General features: G+C 58.7%; 13 protein-coding genes. 5 read left to right on the top strand and 8 right to left on the bottom strand.

Features of this window, described 5'->3' with window-relative positions; all coding sequences use genetic code 11:
* Positions 1-2: 2 nt before the first annotated feature.
* Entirely contained in the window at positions 3-371 is a 369-nt protein-coding gene (locus ACN28Q_RS13870; protein WP_095846866.1) for a diacylglycerol kinase, read from the bottom strand.
* Positions 372-496: 125 nt separating this feature from the next.
* Here ACN28Q_RS13870 and plsB point away from each other — a divergent pair, with 125 nt between their 5' ends.
* Entirely contained in the window at positions 497-2,929 is a 2,433-nt protein-coding gene (gene plsB / locus ACN28Q_RS13865) for a glycerol-3-phosphate 1-O-acyltransferase PlsB (protein WP_095846865.1), read from the top strand.
* Between the two features lie 149 nt (positions 2,930-3,078).
* Here the strand turns inward: plsB and ubiA are convergent, their stop codons facing one another.
* The gene (gene ubiA / locus ACN28Q_RS13860) at positions 3,079-3,951 is read right to left on the bottom strand and encodes a 4-hydroxybenzoate octaprenyltransferase (protein ID WP_095846864.1); all 873 of its coding nucleotides are present in this window, start codon (positions 3,949-3,951) and stop codon (positions 3,079-3,081) included.
* Positions 3,952-3,967: 16 nt separating this feature from the next.
* Positions 3,968-4,492 (bottom strand): chorismate lyase, encoded by a 525-nt coding sequence (gene ubiC, locus ACN28Q_RS13855; RefSeq protein WP_095846863.1) that lies wholly within the window; start codon positions 4,490-4,492, stop codon positions 3,968-3,970.
* A 146-nt stretch (positions 4,493-4,638) separates the two neighbouring features.
* Here ubiC and ACN28Q_RS13850 point away from each other — a divergent pair, with 146 nt between their 5' ends.
* Entirely contained in the window at positions 4,639-4,770 is a 132-nt protein-coding gene (locus ACN28Q_RS13850; RefSeq protein WP_413541194.1) for a hypothetical protein, read from the top strand.
* A gap of 121 nt (positions 4,771-4,891) precedes the next feature.
* On the opposite strand, the gene malM is transcribed toward ACN28Q_RS13850, so the two are convergent.
* The 4 genes from malM to ACN28Q_RS13830 all read right to left on the bottom strand — a co-directional run bounded on the left by malM (position 4,892) and on the right by ACN28Q_RS13830 (position 9,300).
* Positions 4,892-5,797: a maltose operon protein MalM gene (gene malM, locus ACN28Q_RS13845; protein WP_095846862.1), complete on the bottom strand. Its 906-nt coding sequence runs from the start codon at positions 5,795-5,797 to the stop codon at positions 4,892-4,894.
* 109 nt (positions 5,798-5,906) lie between these two features.
* Positions 5,907-7,199, bottom strand: a complete 1,293-nt coding sequence (locus ACN28Q_RS13840; protein ID WP_131928982.1) for a maltoporin — start codon at positions 7,197-7,199, stop codon at positions 5,907-5,909.
* Between the two features lie 30 nt (positions 7,200-7,229).
* Positions 7,230-8,339 (bottom strand): maltose/maltodextrin ABC transporter ATP-binding protein MalK, encoded by a 1,110-nt coding sequence (gene malK / locus ACN28Q_RS13835; protein WP_095846860.1) that lies wholly within the window; start codon positions 8,337-8,339, stop codon positions 7,230-7,232.
* Positions 8,332-9,300 (bottom strand): alpha-amylase family glycosyl hydrolase, encoded by a 969-nt coding sequence (locus tag ACN28Q_RS13830; protein ID WP_095846859.1) that lies wholly within the window; start codon positions 9,298-9,300, stop codon positions 8,332-8,334. The genes malK and ACN28Q_RS13830 overlap by 8 nt, the downstream gene beginning before the upstream one ends.
* 359 nt (positions 9,301-9,659) lie before the next feature.
* Here ACN28Q_RS13830 and malE point away from each other — a divergent pair, with 359 nt between their 5' ends.
* Genes malE through malG form a run of 3 tightly spaced genes read left to right on the top strand, consistent with a single transcriptional unit; the run spans position 9,660 to position 13,416 of the window.
* A complete protein-coding gene (gene malE / locus ACN28Q_RS13825) occupies positions 9,660-10,844 on the top strand; it encodes a maltose/maltodextrin ABC transporter substrate-binding protein MalE (protein ID WP_095846858.1) in 1,185 nt (394 codons plus the stop codon).
* 60 nt (positions 10,845-10,904) lie between these two features.
* Positions 10,905-12,482: a maltose ABC transporter permease MalF gene (gene malF / locus ACN28Q_RS13820; protein WP_095846857.1), complete on the top strand. Its 1,578-nt coding sequence runs from the start codon at positions 10,905-10,907 to the stop codon at positions 12,480-12,482.
* Positions 12,483-12,525: 43 nt separating this feature from the next.
* Entirely contained in the window at positions 12,526-13,416 is an 891-nt protein-coding gene (gene malG / locus ACN28Q_RS13815) for a maltose ABC transporter permease MalG (RefSeq protein WP_095846856.1), read from the top strand.
* Between the two features lie 100 nt (positions 13,417-13,516).
* Here malG and psiE read toward each other — a convergent pair whose 3' ends face one another.
* Positions 13,517-13,924, bottom strand: coding sequence for a phosphate-starvation-inducible protein PsiE (gene psiE, locus ACN28Q_RS13810; RefSeq protein WP_095849032.1), 408 nt, complete (start codon positions 13,922-13,924; stop codon positions 13,517-13,519).
* Between the last annotated feature and the right edge of the window lie 183 nt (positions 13,925-14,107).

Genomic DNA, 14,107 nt, shown 5'->3' with positions numbered 1-14,107 from the left:
ATTCAGGCAAAGTGCTGCCACAGCACGCTGCCCCAAACAAACAGCGCCAGTATGATCGCCAGCGTCACCGCCGCCGAACCGATATCCTTTGCCCGGCCGGAAAGCACGTGGTGCTCGGTGCCCACGCGATCGACCAGCGCTTCGATTGCGCTGTTAAGCAGCTCGACGATCATCACCAGGATCACGGAACCCACCAGTAAAATACGGGCGATCGCCCCAACGTCCAGCCAGGCGGCCAAAATAATGGCGAGCACGGCGGCGAGGGTTTCCTGGCGGAACGCCGCTTCATTTTGCCAGGCGGCAATAAACCCCTGCCGGGAATAACCTGCCGCCTTAATAATACGCGTTAGACCGGTTGCTTGATTTGCCATTTACGGGCGCCTTTTTCAGGGGTAAAACATCATTTTAACGGCATCGGCTTTTTTAACACCACAGATCTGCAAAGCGGTTTCTGGTATGCTTGCGGCGCGTTGCTAACAAGAGGCTTCACGTTGTTATGTCAAGTTGGCGTAAAATTTATTATAACTTATTGAGTTCTTTACTAAAACTGCTGGTAAGAAGTAAGGTTATCCCGTCAGATCCGGTCGCGGAGTTAGGGTTGGATCCCACTCGGCCGATTTTGTACGTTTTACCTTATAACTCGAAGGCGGATTTACTCACGCTGCGGGCCCAATGTCTGGCGCAGGATCTGCCCGATCCGCTCACTCCGCTGGAAATCGACGGCACCGTACTGCCCGGCTATGTGTTTATTCACGACGGCCCGCGTGTGTTCCGGTACTACACGCCGAAAGAAGAGTCGGTCAAGCTGTTTCATGACTATCTGGATCTGCACCGCAACAATCCGGATCTCGATATCCAGATGCTGCCGGTTTCCGTCATGTTCGGCCGCTCCCCCGGCCGGGAAGGCCACGGCACCCCGCACCTGCGTCTGCTGAACGGCATACAGAAGTTCTTCGCCGTGCTGTGGCTGGGGCGCGACAGCTTCGTCCGCTTCTCCAATACCGTTTCGCTGCGCCATATGGCGAACGAACACGGCACCGATCAAACCATTGCGCAGAAACTGGCACGCGTGGCGCGCATGCATTTCGCCCGCCAGCGCCTGGCCGCGGTCGGCCCGAGCCTGCCGGCGCGCCAGGACTTGTTCAACAAGCTGCTGGCTTCCAAGGCGATTGAAAAAGCCGTTGAGGACGAAGCGCGCAGCAAAAAAATCTCTCACGAAAAAGCGCAGCAGAACGCCATTGCGCTGATGGAAGAGATCGCCGCCGATTTCTCCTACGAAACCGTGCGCCTGTCAGACCGCGTGCTGGGCTGGACCTGGAACCGCCTGTATCAAGGGATCAACGTTACCAACGCCGAACGCGTGCGCCAACTGGCGCAGGACGGCCACGAAATCGTCTATGTTCCCTGCCACCGCAGCCACATGGACTACTTGCTGCTGTCCTACGTGCTGTATCACCAGGGGCTGGTGCCCCCGCACATCGCCGCCGGCATTAACCTGAATTTCTGGCCGGCCGGGCCGATTTTCCGCCGCCTGGGCGCCTTTTTCATTCGCCGTACCTTCAAAGGCAACAAGCTGTATTCCACGGTGTTCCGTGAATACCTGGGCGAACTGTTTACCCGCGGCTACTCGGTGGAATACTTTGTCGAAGGCGGCCGCTCCCGCACCGGGCGCCTGCTGGAGCCGAAAACCGGCACGCTGGCGATGACCATCCAGGCGATGCTGCGCGGCGGCACACGCCCAATCACGCTGGTGCCGATCTACATCGGCTACGAGCACGTGATGGAAGTGGGCACCTACGCCAAAGAGCTGCGCGGCGCCACCAAAGAAAAAGAAAACCTGCTGCAAATGCTGCGTGGCCTGCGCAAACTGCGCAATCTTGGCCTGGGCTACGTCAACTTCGGCGAACCGCTGCCGTTGACCACCTATCTCAACCAGCATGTGCCTCAGTGGCGTGACGCTATCGATCCGATCGAAGCCCAGCGCCCAAGCTGGCTGACGCCAACGGTGAACGATCTTGCCGGCAAAATCATGGTGCGCATCAACAATGCCGCCGCCGCCAACGCCATGAACCTGTGCGCCACCGCCCTGCTGGCTTCGCGCCAACGTTCGCTGACCCGTGAGCAGTTGATCGAACAGTTGGATTGCTACCTGCAGTTGATGCGTAACGTGCCTTACGCCGCCGACGCCACCGTACCGGCTCAAACTGCGAAAGAATTGCTGGATCACGCGCTGGGCATGGATAAGTTCGGGGTGGAAAAGGATAACATCGGCGACATCATCATCCTGCCGCGCGAGCAGGCGGTGCTGATGACCTATTACCGTAACAATATCCACCATATGTTGGTGCTGCCTTCGCTGATCGCCACCATCGTAATGCATCACCGCCGCGTGTCGCGCAGCGAACTACTGCGCCAGATCGGCCTGATTTATCCAATGCTGAAAGCGGAACTGTTCCTGCATTACGGTAAGGAACAGCTGCCGGAGGTGCTGCAGCCGATGATCGACGAGTTGGCGCGCCAACAGTTAATCAGCTATAGCGATGACGAGCTGCAACTGAACCCGGCGCGCATTCGCCCGCTGCAGTTGCTGGCCGCCGGAGTGCGTGAAACGCTGCAACGCTATGCGATTACCATGTCGATTCTCAGCGCCAACCCAAGCATCAACCGCGGTGCGCTGGAAAAAGAAAGCCGCATCATGGCCCAGCGCCTGTCGGTGCTGCACGGCATCAACGCACCGGAGTTCTTCGATAAAGCGGTATTTGCCACCCTGGTGGGAACGCTGCGCGAAGAGGGGTATATCAGCGACAGCGGCGACGCGATCCGTGAGCACACCATGGAGGTTTACACCATGTTGAGCGATCTGATCACCCCGGAAATCAAGCTGACGATTGAAAGCGTGAGTATGCTGGCTGAGGCGAAGGGCGAGTAATCCCCTCACCCCAACCCTCTCCCGTCGGGAGAGGGAGCAGCCCTGAGTCGTAATCAAATTAAGCGATTAACTCTCGAACTCTGTGAGTGCGTAGATTGTTGGGAAAAACTCTCGCCGACACCGATGCGATGCCGGCTTTGAGCTTCTATTCAGGCTTGCCAGTAGCTTAGGGCGATGCCGATAAACAGCACCAGGCCGACATAGTTGTTATTGAGAAACGCCTGGAAGCAGGCGTCGCGCTCGCGGGTGGCGATCAGGCGCTGTTGATGAATAAACAGCGCGCCGCCAAGCAGCAGTGACCAGTAATAGGCGCCGCTCAGTTGCGACAGGTAGCCCACCCACAGCAGCAACAGCAACGTGGCAAATTGCAGCAGGCCGATGATCAGCTTGTCATGGCGGCCAAACAGAATCGCCGTGGATTTGATGCCAATCCGCACATCGTCATCGCGATCGACCATGGCGTACAGCGTGTCGTAAGCCACCGTCCAGCAAATATTAGCCAGCAACAACAGCCAGCAGCTCAGCGGCAACGCCTCGCTGACCGCCGCGTAGGCCATCGGGATCGACCAGCCAAACGCAGCCCCCAGTACCACCTGCGGCAAATGGGTGACGCGCTTCATAAACGGGTACATCCATGCCAGCGCCAGCGCCGCCAGCGATAGCCAGATGGTCATGGCGTTCAACGTCAGCACCAGCAGAAACGACAGCAGCACCAGCGTCACAAACAGGATCTTGGCTTCTTTCTCGCTGACCCGGCCGCTCGGCAGCGGGCGGTTAGCGGTTCTTTTCACATGGCCGTCAAAGGCGCGATCGGCGTAATCATTCACCACGCAGCCTGCGGCGCGCATCAGGAAGACCCCCAGCACAAATACCGCCAGCACCGGCCATGAAGGCACCCCTTGCCCTGCTAGCCACAAGGCCCATAGCGTCGGCCACAGCAACAGCAAGCTGCCGATAGGTTTATCGATGCGCATCAAATGGCTATAAGCCTGCCATTTGCTTTGAGTCACGCTACTCTCCAACGTTTTTCCTCCCTCATCATGCCGGTGCGCTATTGCCCGCGTTATACACAGGCGCCGCCGGTAAAAACAGCTCGGTCAATAGCAGCGGCTTGCCCGCCAGGCGCAAACGGGAACGCCGCGCCCACTGCGCGCCGTGCCGGCCAATATGAATGTAATCCCGCGTCAGGGCGCCGTTGTTGAACAGGTAACGGCCGAGCGGCACGGTACCCAGATCCACCAATGCCTGATCCTCACCCGTCAGGGTTTCCTGCGGGATCACCGTGCGGCCGATCAGCCAGGGCTCATTGTCCCCCAACAGAATGATTTCACGCAGCCAGTAACGCGGACTCGCGGGCAGATGTTGCGCCTCTTCCCCCAGTTCGGCACGCGTGACGAAACACTCACGCTGCGGCTCAACGTGCACGCACGCACAGTGGCGTTCAAAGCGGCGGGTCATCGATCCCAACTCCATCAGCCAGTCGCTGATGCCAGCAGGCACCGGAGGATGTTGTTCAGACAACCACGTGATGGGTGGCAGGATGGAACCCCTATTGCCAGACATTACCTTTACTCCATGCTAAAGAGACGCGCCAGGCAACTCCTCGGCACCACAAACTGTTAACAGGAAGCCATTGTAACGCAGAAATCTAAAAGCGGCAGGCGGATTCATCATCATCTCCCCCAGGCCAATAACGAGGGCATAACACGATGAACGAGACAACGCTGGCCAGGCCGGAAGCGGTAAAAGCCATCGTGATCATGGGCGGGGTGCCCGCGGTGGAAGGGTATATCAAGACACCCACTTCGGCCTGGATCCCAAGGCCGTGCAGTTGGTGTTGAACAGCCGCGCCAATATCACGCTCGCGCCTGCTGGCGCTGATCGCCAGCCAACTCGCCCGCGCATGAAAAAAGGTGCGCCACGGCGCACCAACCCTCCAGCCAGCATCGGCAGCGCGGGGTATTAGCCCTTGCCTTTCACGCTGCTGATAAACGTTTCACGCGCAGTGGTGGAACCCAGTTTTTCCGCTTCATTCATCAGTTTCAGCGCTTTATCGATATCTCCGGCCTTAACCGCCTGTTTGATACCGTTATTGAAGTAGGCCTCAGTGTCATTCAACATCGGCTCGGCGGGTTTCGCCGCGGCCGGTCGCGGCGCAGGCGCTGCCGTTGGCGCATTGGCCCCCACCACCACCGGCGTGGTGGCCGGCGCTGGTTGCAACATGCCGATCATCACGTTGCCGCTGCCCTGTTCCGCCGTCACTTTCAGCTTCAGCAGCCCGCTATTGCTGTGGCTGGCGATCGGATCGGGAATGTCCGGCACCGCGTTGCCCACCCCTTGCGCATAGGCTTTCGCCGGGTTGGTCAGGCGGGTACTTTTGCCCACATCCTGGCGGGTGGTGTAAACCAGCAGGTAAATCTGCCGTTGCCCCAGCGCCGGCGTCAGCTTGAGCGTGCCCTCCAAACGATCGGAAGACATCACGCCCGGCGGCTGGTAGCTAAAGTAGCTGGACGGATAGTAGGCCGCCGGCCGCTGGTGTTCATCCAGCACCAGCACGCTCGGCGAGTACACCCGGCTATCCCTGGCGATACTGCTTAGCGTAATTTCCAGCGAACCGCGATCCGCCGGCAGCGTATAGGCGGCAACCGCGCCCTGAATATCGCCCTGATTGATCTGCGGGCTGCTGCCATCCAGTTTGACATCCTGATTGGCCGGCGGCACCAGCGGCTGCCACGGCAGGTTTTGCAACGTGGCCGGGTTAATGGCGGGTGCGACGGAAACATTGGTTGGCGTAGCGGCATCGGCGGCTAACGGCGCACCGGCGGCCAGCGCCACGGACAGGCAAAGTGCCAGTAGATTCTTTTTCATTGTTATACCCTCTTGCATCAAGCATGCAGGCCGGCAGCCGGCAGGCAAGCGCCCGCTGCCGGTTAATCAGGCGAGGGAAAGCGCATGGCGCTCTCCCGTGGTCCCGCTATTACCACCAGATCTCCATCTGGGCGCCGAAGGTGACTTCGTCATCTTTACCGCGGCTGAAGGTGTTCAGGCTGGTGTCGCTGTAGGCCGTGCCGGTGCTGTAGCCGGTATCGCTGCTGGTGGCGTAGCCCCACTTCTCATCCCATTTGGCATAGGTAGCGAACAGGCGGATTGCCGGGCGCGACCAAATGCTGTCGCCAGCCTGCCACTGTTGCGCCACGGTGACTTTGTACTGGCCGTTGCGCTCGCCGGTGCGCTGGGACTTGACGTTGTCATAGCCGGCTTCCAGCAAGGTGCTCATGATCGGCGTCCATTTGTACATTGGCCGCACGCCCACGGTGTACCAGGTGGTGCCGTTATTGTTGTCGCGGTCGATATCCTGATACATGCCGACGTACATCAGCGCCCATTTGTCGTTGAAGTCGATGGCGCCGTGATCCAGGATGCGCAGCATCGAACCGTCGTTATCAATGGTGGCACCCTGGTTGCGGCCGTTGTTGGTCGAGGTCATGGCATCGGTGCCGTACTGCACCACAAACTTGTTGTAGCCGTTGAGGATACTTTGCGTATGTTCGGCGGTGAACAACCAGCCGTCCTTGGAAGCGCCGTCGGCCAGGCTGTAGTGATCCTGAACGTTGGCCCGGCCATAGTCGACGCCGAATTCCAGCGTGCCGCCCGGGTTGGTTTCCAGCCCCGCCAAGCGTACGTCGAAGGTATCGTTGATGGTCGGCCGCTGATCCCATTCGTTGTCCAGGTAGCCGTAAGAGCCGCCGGATTCAGAGTTACGGGTCACCGCGAGAGACAGTTTACCAAAGCCCAGATCGATGTTTTCCAGGCCGGCGCCCGGGCCGGAAATATCCCAGTAGTAGAAGTCGATCATGTGGACGTCATGGCGCTGGTAGAAGCGCTTACCGGCCCAGATGGTGGAGCCCGGCAGCCATTCGATCAGGTTTTTACCCTGAACGTTCACTTCACGAAAGCCCGGGGTAACATCTTCCCAGTCTGAACGTTGGGAAACGGAATACGCCAGGTTGGTATCAAAGTAGAAGCTTTTATCGCCGTCCTTCCACACTTCCTGGCCCAGCTTTAATTCAGCGTAGGTTTCGCATTCGTTGCCAAGACGGTATTTGCTTGAGGCCCCGGTAGCCTGGAAGCACTGTTGCTCACCGCCGCTACCGCTCCAGCCGATACCGGAACGCGCATAGCCTTTAAAATCCAACGCCATGGCTTGTGAAGAGAGCACACTAGCGGCGACAGCCAGTGCCAGAGGGAGTTTGCGCAGAGTAGTCATCATTATTCTCCTGTTCTACAGACCTTGATGCTGTTAAACGCCCGGCTCCTGATGCAGCCGCCGGCATGCCGTACCGTCCTCACGGAACAGATGGCAACGGTGCGGCGGCAGGCCGATGGCGAATGTGGCACCTTCATCTACCAGCACCACGTCGTTCTGGCGGTACACCAGGTTCTGACGTATTGCCGGTATTTGGATGTGGATTTGCGTCTCGTTGCCGAGCTGCTCTACCACCTGTACATCACCTGACAGCCGTACTTCAGAGGCATCGCTTGGCAGCAGGTGTTCCGGGCGGATCCCCAGAGACATGTTGGCGCCGGTCTGAACGCCCGAGCCCTCCACCGGGAGCCATACCCGTTGGCGGTTGGGCAGTTCGATCTGCACCTGTTGCGGTTCTGCGGCGGTCACTTTGACCGGCAGGAAATTCATTTTCGGCGAGCCGATAAACCCGGCGACGAAGCGGTTGGCCGGGTAGTGATACAGCTCCAGCGGCTTGCCGATTTGCGCGACGCGCCCGGCGTCGAGCACTACGATCTTGTCGGCCAGCGTCATCGCTTCGACCTGATCGTGGGTGACGTAAATCATGGTGCGCTGCAGGCGCTTATGCAGACGGGAGATCTCAATGCGCATCTGCACGCGCAGCGCGGCGTCCAGGTTGGACAGCGGTTCGTCCAGCAGGAATACCGCCGGCTCCGCCACCAGCGTGCGGCCAATCGCCACGCGCTGGCGCTGCCCGCCGGACAGTGCCTTCGGCCGGCGATCGAGCAGGTGCGCCAGTTGCAGCACTTCGGCCACCTGGTTCACCCGTTGGGTGATTTCCGCCTTTTTGGCGCCGGCCAGCTTCAGGCCGAACGACATGTTGTCGGCCACCGACAGGTGCGGATAGAGCGCATAGGACTGGAACACCATGCCAATGCCGCGTTCGGCGGGCGGCACATCGTTCATCCGGGTTTCGCCGATGAACAGATCGCCGGCGGTGATATCCTCCAGCCCGGCGATCATGCGCAACAGCGTGGATTTGCCGCAGCCGGACGGCCCGACGAACACCACAAACTCACCGTCATCGATCGTTAAATTGACGTCTCTGGAAATCACCGTCTCGCCAAATGCTTTATAAACGCCGCGCAGTGTGACGCTAGCCATGCGTTACTCCCCTGCTTTCGCAGTTAACATTTTTCGTGAAAATGGCAGAGGCAAACCCTGCCAAAACCCATTGATGACCCTCTTGGCTGCGCACCGCCTGTCCTGCCAGAGGCAGGGTCGCCTCAGACGGCGCCGCCGGCTGAGTATAAGGCTGTAGATTAATCAGCGCTTCAAGGCATTGTTCCTGATGGGTTATAAGTAAACGAACCACCCCATTGTTCTGGCTAACTGCGCTCAATTCCCCCTGCTGGATCACCGCCAAGCGGCGCAGCGCCAACAGTGACTGGCAATAACGCAATGTCGAATGGCGATCGTGCTGCTGGCGGCTGATGGCCAGCGCCCGGTGCTCAATGGCGACCCGCTGGTACCAGTGGCTCTCACCGGCGGTCACCTGTTCCGGTGCTTCGTGCCAGGGCATCGGCGTTTGGGCGCCCTGCAGCTCATGCAGCCCAGCAGCGTGGGGCAAGCCCAGCTCTTCCCCCTGATATAGGCAGATCGGCGCCGGCAGCAGCGCCAACAGCGTCAGGAAGGCGGCGGCGGAGCGCAGATCCCCTTGCCCCCAGTGGCTGACCACCCGCGGCTGATCGGCGCTGCCCGTGCTCCATACGCTGTCCGCCAGACACCGGCGGTGGGCATGGAGCACCGTGACCAGTTTTTCAATGCTGAACGGCATCACCGCCTGCGCCAGCGGGCTGCTGACATAGGGCTGGCGCCCCGGCCCATGTATCCGCCCTTGGCCATCGCAGGCCCACAGCGCCAATCCGCGTGCGGCCGCCACGCTGCCGGCCTCATCGCGCCACGTTTGCGGCAGCACCAGGCCATCGACAGAGAGCGCGTTCAGGTAAGGCAGTGCGCCGAGCATGCCGTACAGATCCCCAACGCCATCTCCGTTGCCGTCACGGAAACTCACCGGATGGATCCGGTACAACGTAGGTTGGCTGGCGATGGGTGTTGACGACATAAGACCGGCTCCCGCAGCGACTGATAACGAAAATCAATGCTGGCGATAGTGCGGTAATCGGCGCGCGGGGGAATCATCCGTTAGGTTCTTTTTCATGGGGGAGGAGATGGGAGGATGAGGGAACGATGAAGTGGATGAGAAGTTCCCTGCCGAATTCAATTCTGTGATCTGCCTGACAAAAATAGCCCCCCTTTTTTGTGCCTAAGGCCACAGAATAGAGCGCAATGTTATCTGGATCACACTACCGGGCCGCGGGGCGTAGAGGGGGGGAGGATGAGAAAAGGGCGCGTTGTGACCCACTATGCTCAGGAAACCACTTTCCTTACACGAAGTGCCCACAATAATAGAAGGACTGGCTTATGAATCGCACTGCCCGTACGCTGATGCTTTCCGCGCTGACCACGTTAGTGCTCTCTGCCCCGGCTTTCGCCAAGATTGAAGAAGGCAAGCTGGTTATTTGGATCAACGGCGATAAAGGTTACAACGGCCTGGCCGAGGTCGGCAAAAAATTTGAGCAGGATACCGGCATTAAAGTAACCGTCGAACATCCGGACAAGCTGGAAGAAAAATACCCGCAGGTGGCCGCCACCGGCGACGGCCCGGACATTATCTTCTGGGCCCACGATCGCTTCGGCGGTTATGCTCAGTCCGGCCTGCTGGCAGAGATCCACCCCTCCCAGGCATTCCAGGATAAAGTCTATCCCTTTACCTGGGACGCCGTGCGCTACGACGGCAAGCTGATCGGCTACCCGATCGCCGTGGAAGCGCTGTCGCTGATTTACAACAAGGACCTGATCAAGGAAGCGCCAAAGACCTGGGAAGAAATTCCGGCGCTGGATAAGGAACTGCGCGCCAAAGGCAAGAGCGCCATCATGTGGAACCTGCAGGAACCCTACTTCACCTGGCCGATCATTGCCGCCGCCGGTGGATATGCCTACAAGTATGAAAACGGCAAATACAACATCAAAGACGTTGGCGTCGCGAACGCCGGCTCCCAGGCCGGGCTGCAGTTCATCGTCGATCTGGTGAACAACAAACACATCAATGCCGATACCGACTATTCCATCGCCGAAGCCGCCTTTAACAAGGGCCAAACCGCGCTGACTATCAACGGCCCGTGGGCATGGTCGAATATCGAACAGAGCAAGATCAACTACGGCGTAACGCTGCTGCCGACCTTCAAAGGCCAACCGTCCAAGCCGTTCGTTGGCGTGCTGACCGCCGGCATCAACGCCGCCAGCCCGAACAAGGAACTGGCCACCGAGTTTCTGGAAAACTACCTGCTGACCGATCAGGGGCTGGCGCAGGTCAATAACGACAAACCGCTGGGCGCCGTGGCGCTGAAATCGTTCCAGGAGCAGTTGGCGAAGGATCCGAAGATCGCCGCCACCATGCAGAACTCACAGAATGGCGAAATCATGCCTAACATTCCGCAGATGAGCGCCTTCTGGTATGCCGAACGCAGCGCCGTGCTTAATGCCATCCATGGCCGCCAGACGGTAAAAGCCGCGCTGGACGATGTGCAAACCCGGATTACCAAGTAAGCCAAGCCGTGCGGGGCGCCTGGCGGCGCTCCGCCGTTGTCGCCAAGAAAGGAACACCCCATGCAATTAGCTCACGCCGGTTCATCCGCGCGCAAAAAATCGAAGTGGTGGCAAAAAGAGAGTCTGAAATGGCTGGTAGTCGGCCTGCTCAGCCTGTTTACCTGCTATCTGATTGTGTTGATGTATGCACAGGGTGAATATCTATTCGCCATCATCACGCTGCTCCTGATTAGCGCCGGTATATACGTTTTCGCCAACCGCCGCGCTTACGCCTGGCGCTATGTCTACCCCGGCGTTGCCGGCATGGGATTGTTCGTTCTGTTCCCGCTGATTTGCACCATTGCCATCGCCTTTACCAATTACAGCAGCACTAACCAACTGACCTTTGAACGGGCGCAATCGGTGCTGATGCAGCGCCAGTTCCAAAGCGGCCAAACCTTCACCTTCGCCCTTTTCCCGGCGCCGGCCCAGCAATGGCGCCTGCAACTGACCGATCCGGGCAGCGGCCAGCAGATGCTGTCCGAGCCGTTCAGCTTTAACGCCGGCCAGCCGCAAACGCTGGCCATGGCCGCGGTCAGCGCCGCGCCCAGCGAAGAGCGCGCCACGCTGCGGGTGATCACGCAAAACCGCCAGGCGCTGAGCCAGATTGTCGCTAGAATGCCCGACGGCGGCGAACTGCGCATGAGCTCACTGCGCCAGTTCTCCGGCACCAGCCCGCTGTATAGCCTGGCAGCCGACGGAACGACCCTAACCAACAACCAGACGCAGGTGCAGTATCGCCCGAACGACGACATCGGCTTTTACCAGGCGGTGAACGCAGACGGCAACTGGGCGCAGGAAACCCTCAGCCCCGGCTATACCGTCACCATCGGCTGGCAGAATTTCCTGCGCGTGTTGCATGACGAAGGCATCCAGAAACCCTTTGTCTCGATCTTTATCTGGACCATCGTCTTTTCGGTGATGACGGTGATCCTGACCGTGGCGGTAGGCATGGTTCTGGCCTGCGTGGTGCAGTGGGAAGCGCTGAAAGGCAAGGCGATGTACCGGGTGCTGTTGATACTGCCCTACGCGGTGCCGTCGTTTATCTCGATCCTGATCTTCAAGGGGTTGTTCAACCAGAGCTTTGGCGAGATCAACATGATGCTCAGCCACCTGTTCGGCATCAAACCGGCCTGGTTTAGCGATCCGCTCACCGCCAAGAGCATGATCCTGATCGTCAACACCTGGCTGGGTTACCCCTATATGATGATCCTGTGCATGGGCCTGCTGAAAGCGATCCCGGACGATCTGTACGAAGCTTCGGCAATGGACGGCGCCGGGCCGCTGCAGAACTTCTTTCGCATCACCCTGCCGCTGCTGATTAAACCGCTGACGCCGCTGATGATCGCCAGCTTCGCCTTCAACTTTAACAACTTCGTGCTGATTCAACTGCTGACCAACGGCGGCCCGGATATGATCGGCACCACCACGCCGGCCGGCTATACCGATCTGTTGGTCAGCTATACCTACCGCATCGCCTTTGAAGGCGGCGGCGGCCAGGACTTTGGCCTTGCGGCGGCAATCGCCACGTTGATCTTCCTGCTGGTGGGGGCGCTGGCCATTCTCAACCTGAAAGCCAGCAAGATGAACTTTGATTAATCCATTGCCGGCGGCAGCCACGCCAACATGAGGAGTAAGCAAGATGGCCATGGTTCAACCCAAATCCCAGCGCGTGCGCCTGTGGATCACCCATATACTGATGCTGTGCTTTATCGCTTTGATTATGTTCCCGCTGCTGATGGTGATCACCATTTCGCTGCGCTCCGGCAACTTCGCCACCGGCAGCCTGATCCCGGAACAGATTTCCTGGGATCACTGGCGGCTGGCGCTCGGCATGAGCGTGACGCACGCCGACGGCAGCGTTACCCCGCCGCCGTTCCCGGTGCTGCTGTGGCTATGGAACTCGGTGAAGGTGGCGGCGATTACCGCCATCGGCATCGTGGCGCTTTCCACCACCTGCGCCTACGCTTTTGCCCGCATGCGCTTTCGCGGTAAAAGCAGCCTGCTGAAAGGCATGCTGATTTTTCAGATGTTCCCGGCGGTGCTGTCGTTGGTGGCGCTGTATGCCCTGTTCGATCGCCTGGGCCAGTACGTGCCGTTTCTCGGCCTGAATACCCATGGCGGCGTGATTTTCGCCTATATGGGCGGCATCGCGCTGCACGTCTGGACCATCAAGGGCTATTTTGAAACCATCGATAATTCGCTGGAGGAGGCCGCCGCGTTGGACGGCGCCAGCCCGTGGCAGGCGTTCCGCCTGGTGCTGCTGCCGCTGTCGGTGCCGATCCTGGCGGTGGTGTTCATTCTGTCCTTTATCGCGGCGGTTACCGAAGTGCCGGTCGCCTCGCTACTGCTGCGCGACGTTAACAGCTATACGCTGGCGGTGGGCATGCAACAATATCTGAACCCGCAGAACTACCTGTGGGGCGACTTCGCCGCCGCGGCGGTGCTCTCGGCCATCCCTATTACCGTGGTATTCCTGCTGGCCCAGCGTTGGCTGGTCGGTGGCCTCACGTCCGGTGGGGTGAAGGGGTAATTCATTTTAGCCACTGCAATCTTTGCTGTACTTTCTTACCACGCATTCTCTGTGTCTCGGCGGCCTTAACGGCCGCCTTTTTTTATCATTGACGCGTGCATTATTCACGCTTAAGGCGCTCGGTATTGGCCAGGTACAGGGTAATAACCAAAAATAATATGGCGGCGGAATAAATCAGCGTATCCACCGGGCTTTTATGATCAACAATAATCAGGCGGATAATCGCGGTAATGCCGATATAAATAAAATAGCGCAGCGGGAAGTGATAACCCGATTCGAAATACTTCACGATCAACGCAATAAATTCAAAATACAGGAAGTAAATAACGATGCCTTCAATCAACAGATACGAGGATGAAGCTTCGTTATTCATAAACAACACCTGTGCCAGGTGAATGGTTTCCTTGCCCAGAAACACCACCAGTATGGCGGCCAACAGCAGCAACCCCACGTTAAGTACGCGCTGTAGGGTTTTCGCCACCAGGATAGAGCGTGATGTTTTTGCCATAAAATAGTCCACCTTATACAACATGGTTAAAAGTGATATTGCCCGGTATCCCATCCGGATATTATTCATTCGGCCTGCGCCAGGCCACGGTATTGCCGCCGGCGGCAAGCCCAGCCCAGCCCAAACGCATTGTATACTGTTAATCTGGCAAGGTGCAGATGGGATGCAGCGCCAAACACCCGA

The organism is Gibbsiella quercinecans (assembly GCF_002291425.1).
In the GTDB taxonomy this organism is placed as follows: Bacteria; Pseudomonadota; Gammaproteobacteria; order Enterobacterales; family Enterobacteriaceae; genus Gibbsiella; species Gibbsiella quercinecans.
The sequence above is the reverse complement of the archived record's forward strand: the minus strand, read 5'-3'. Positions and strand labels throughout refer to the sequence as shown.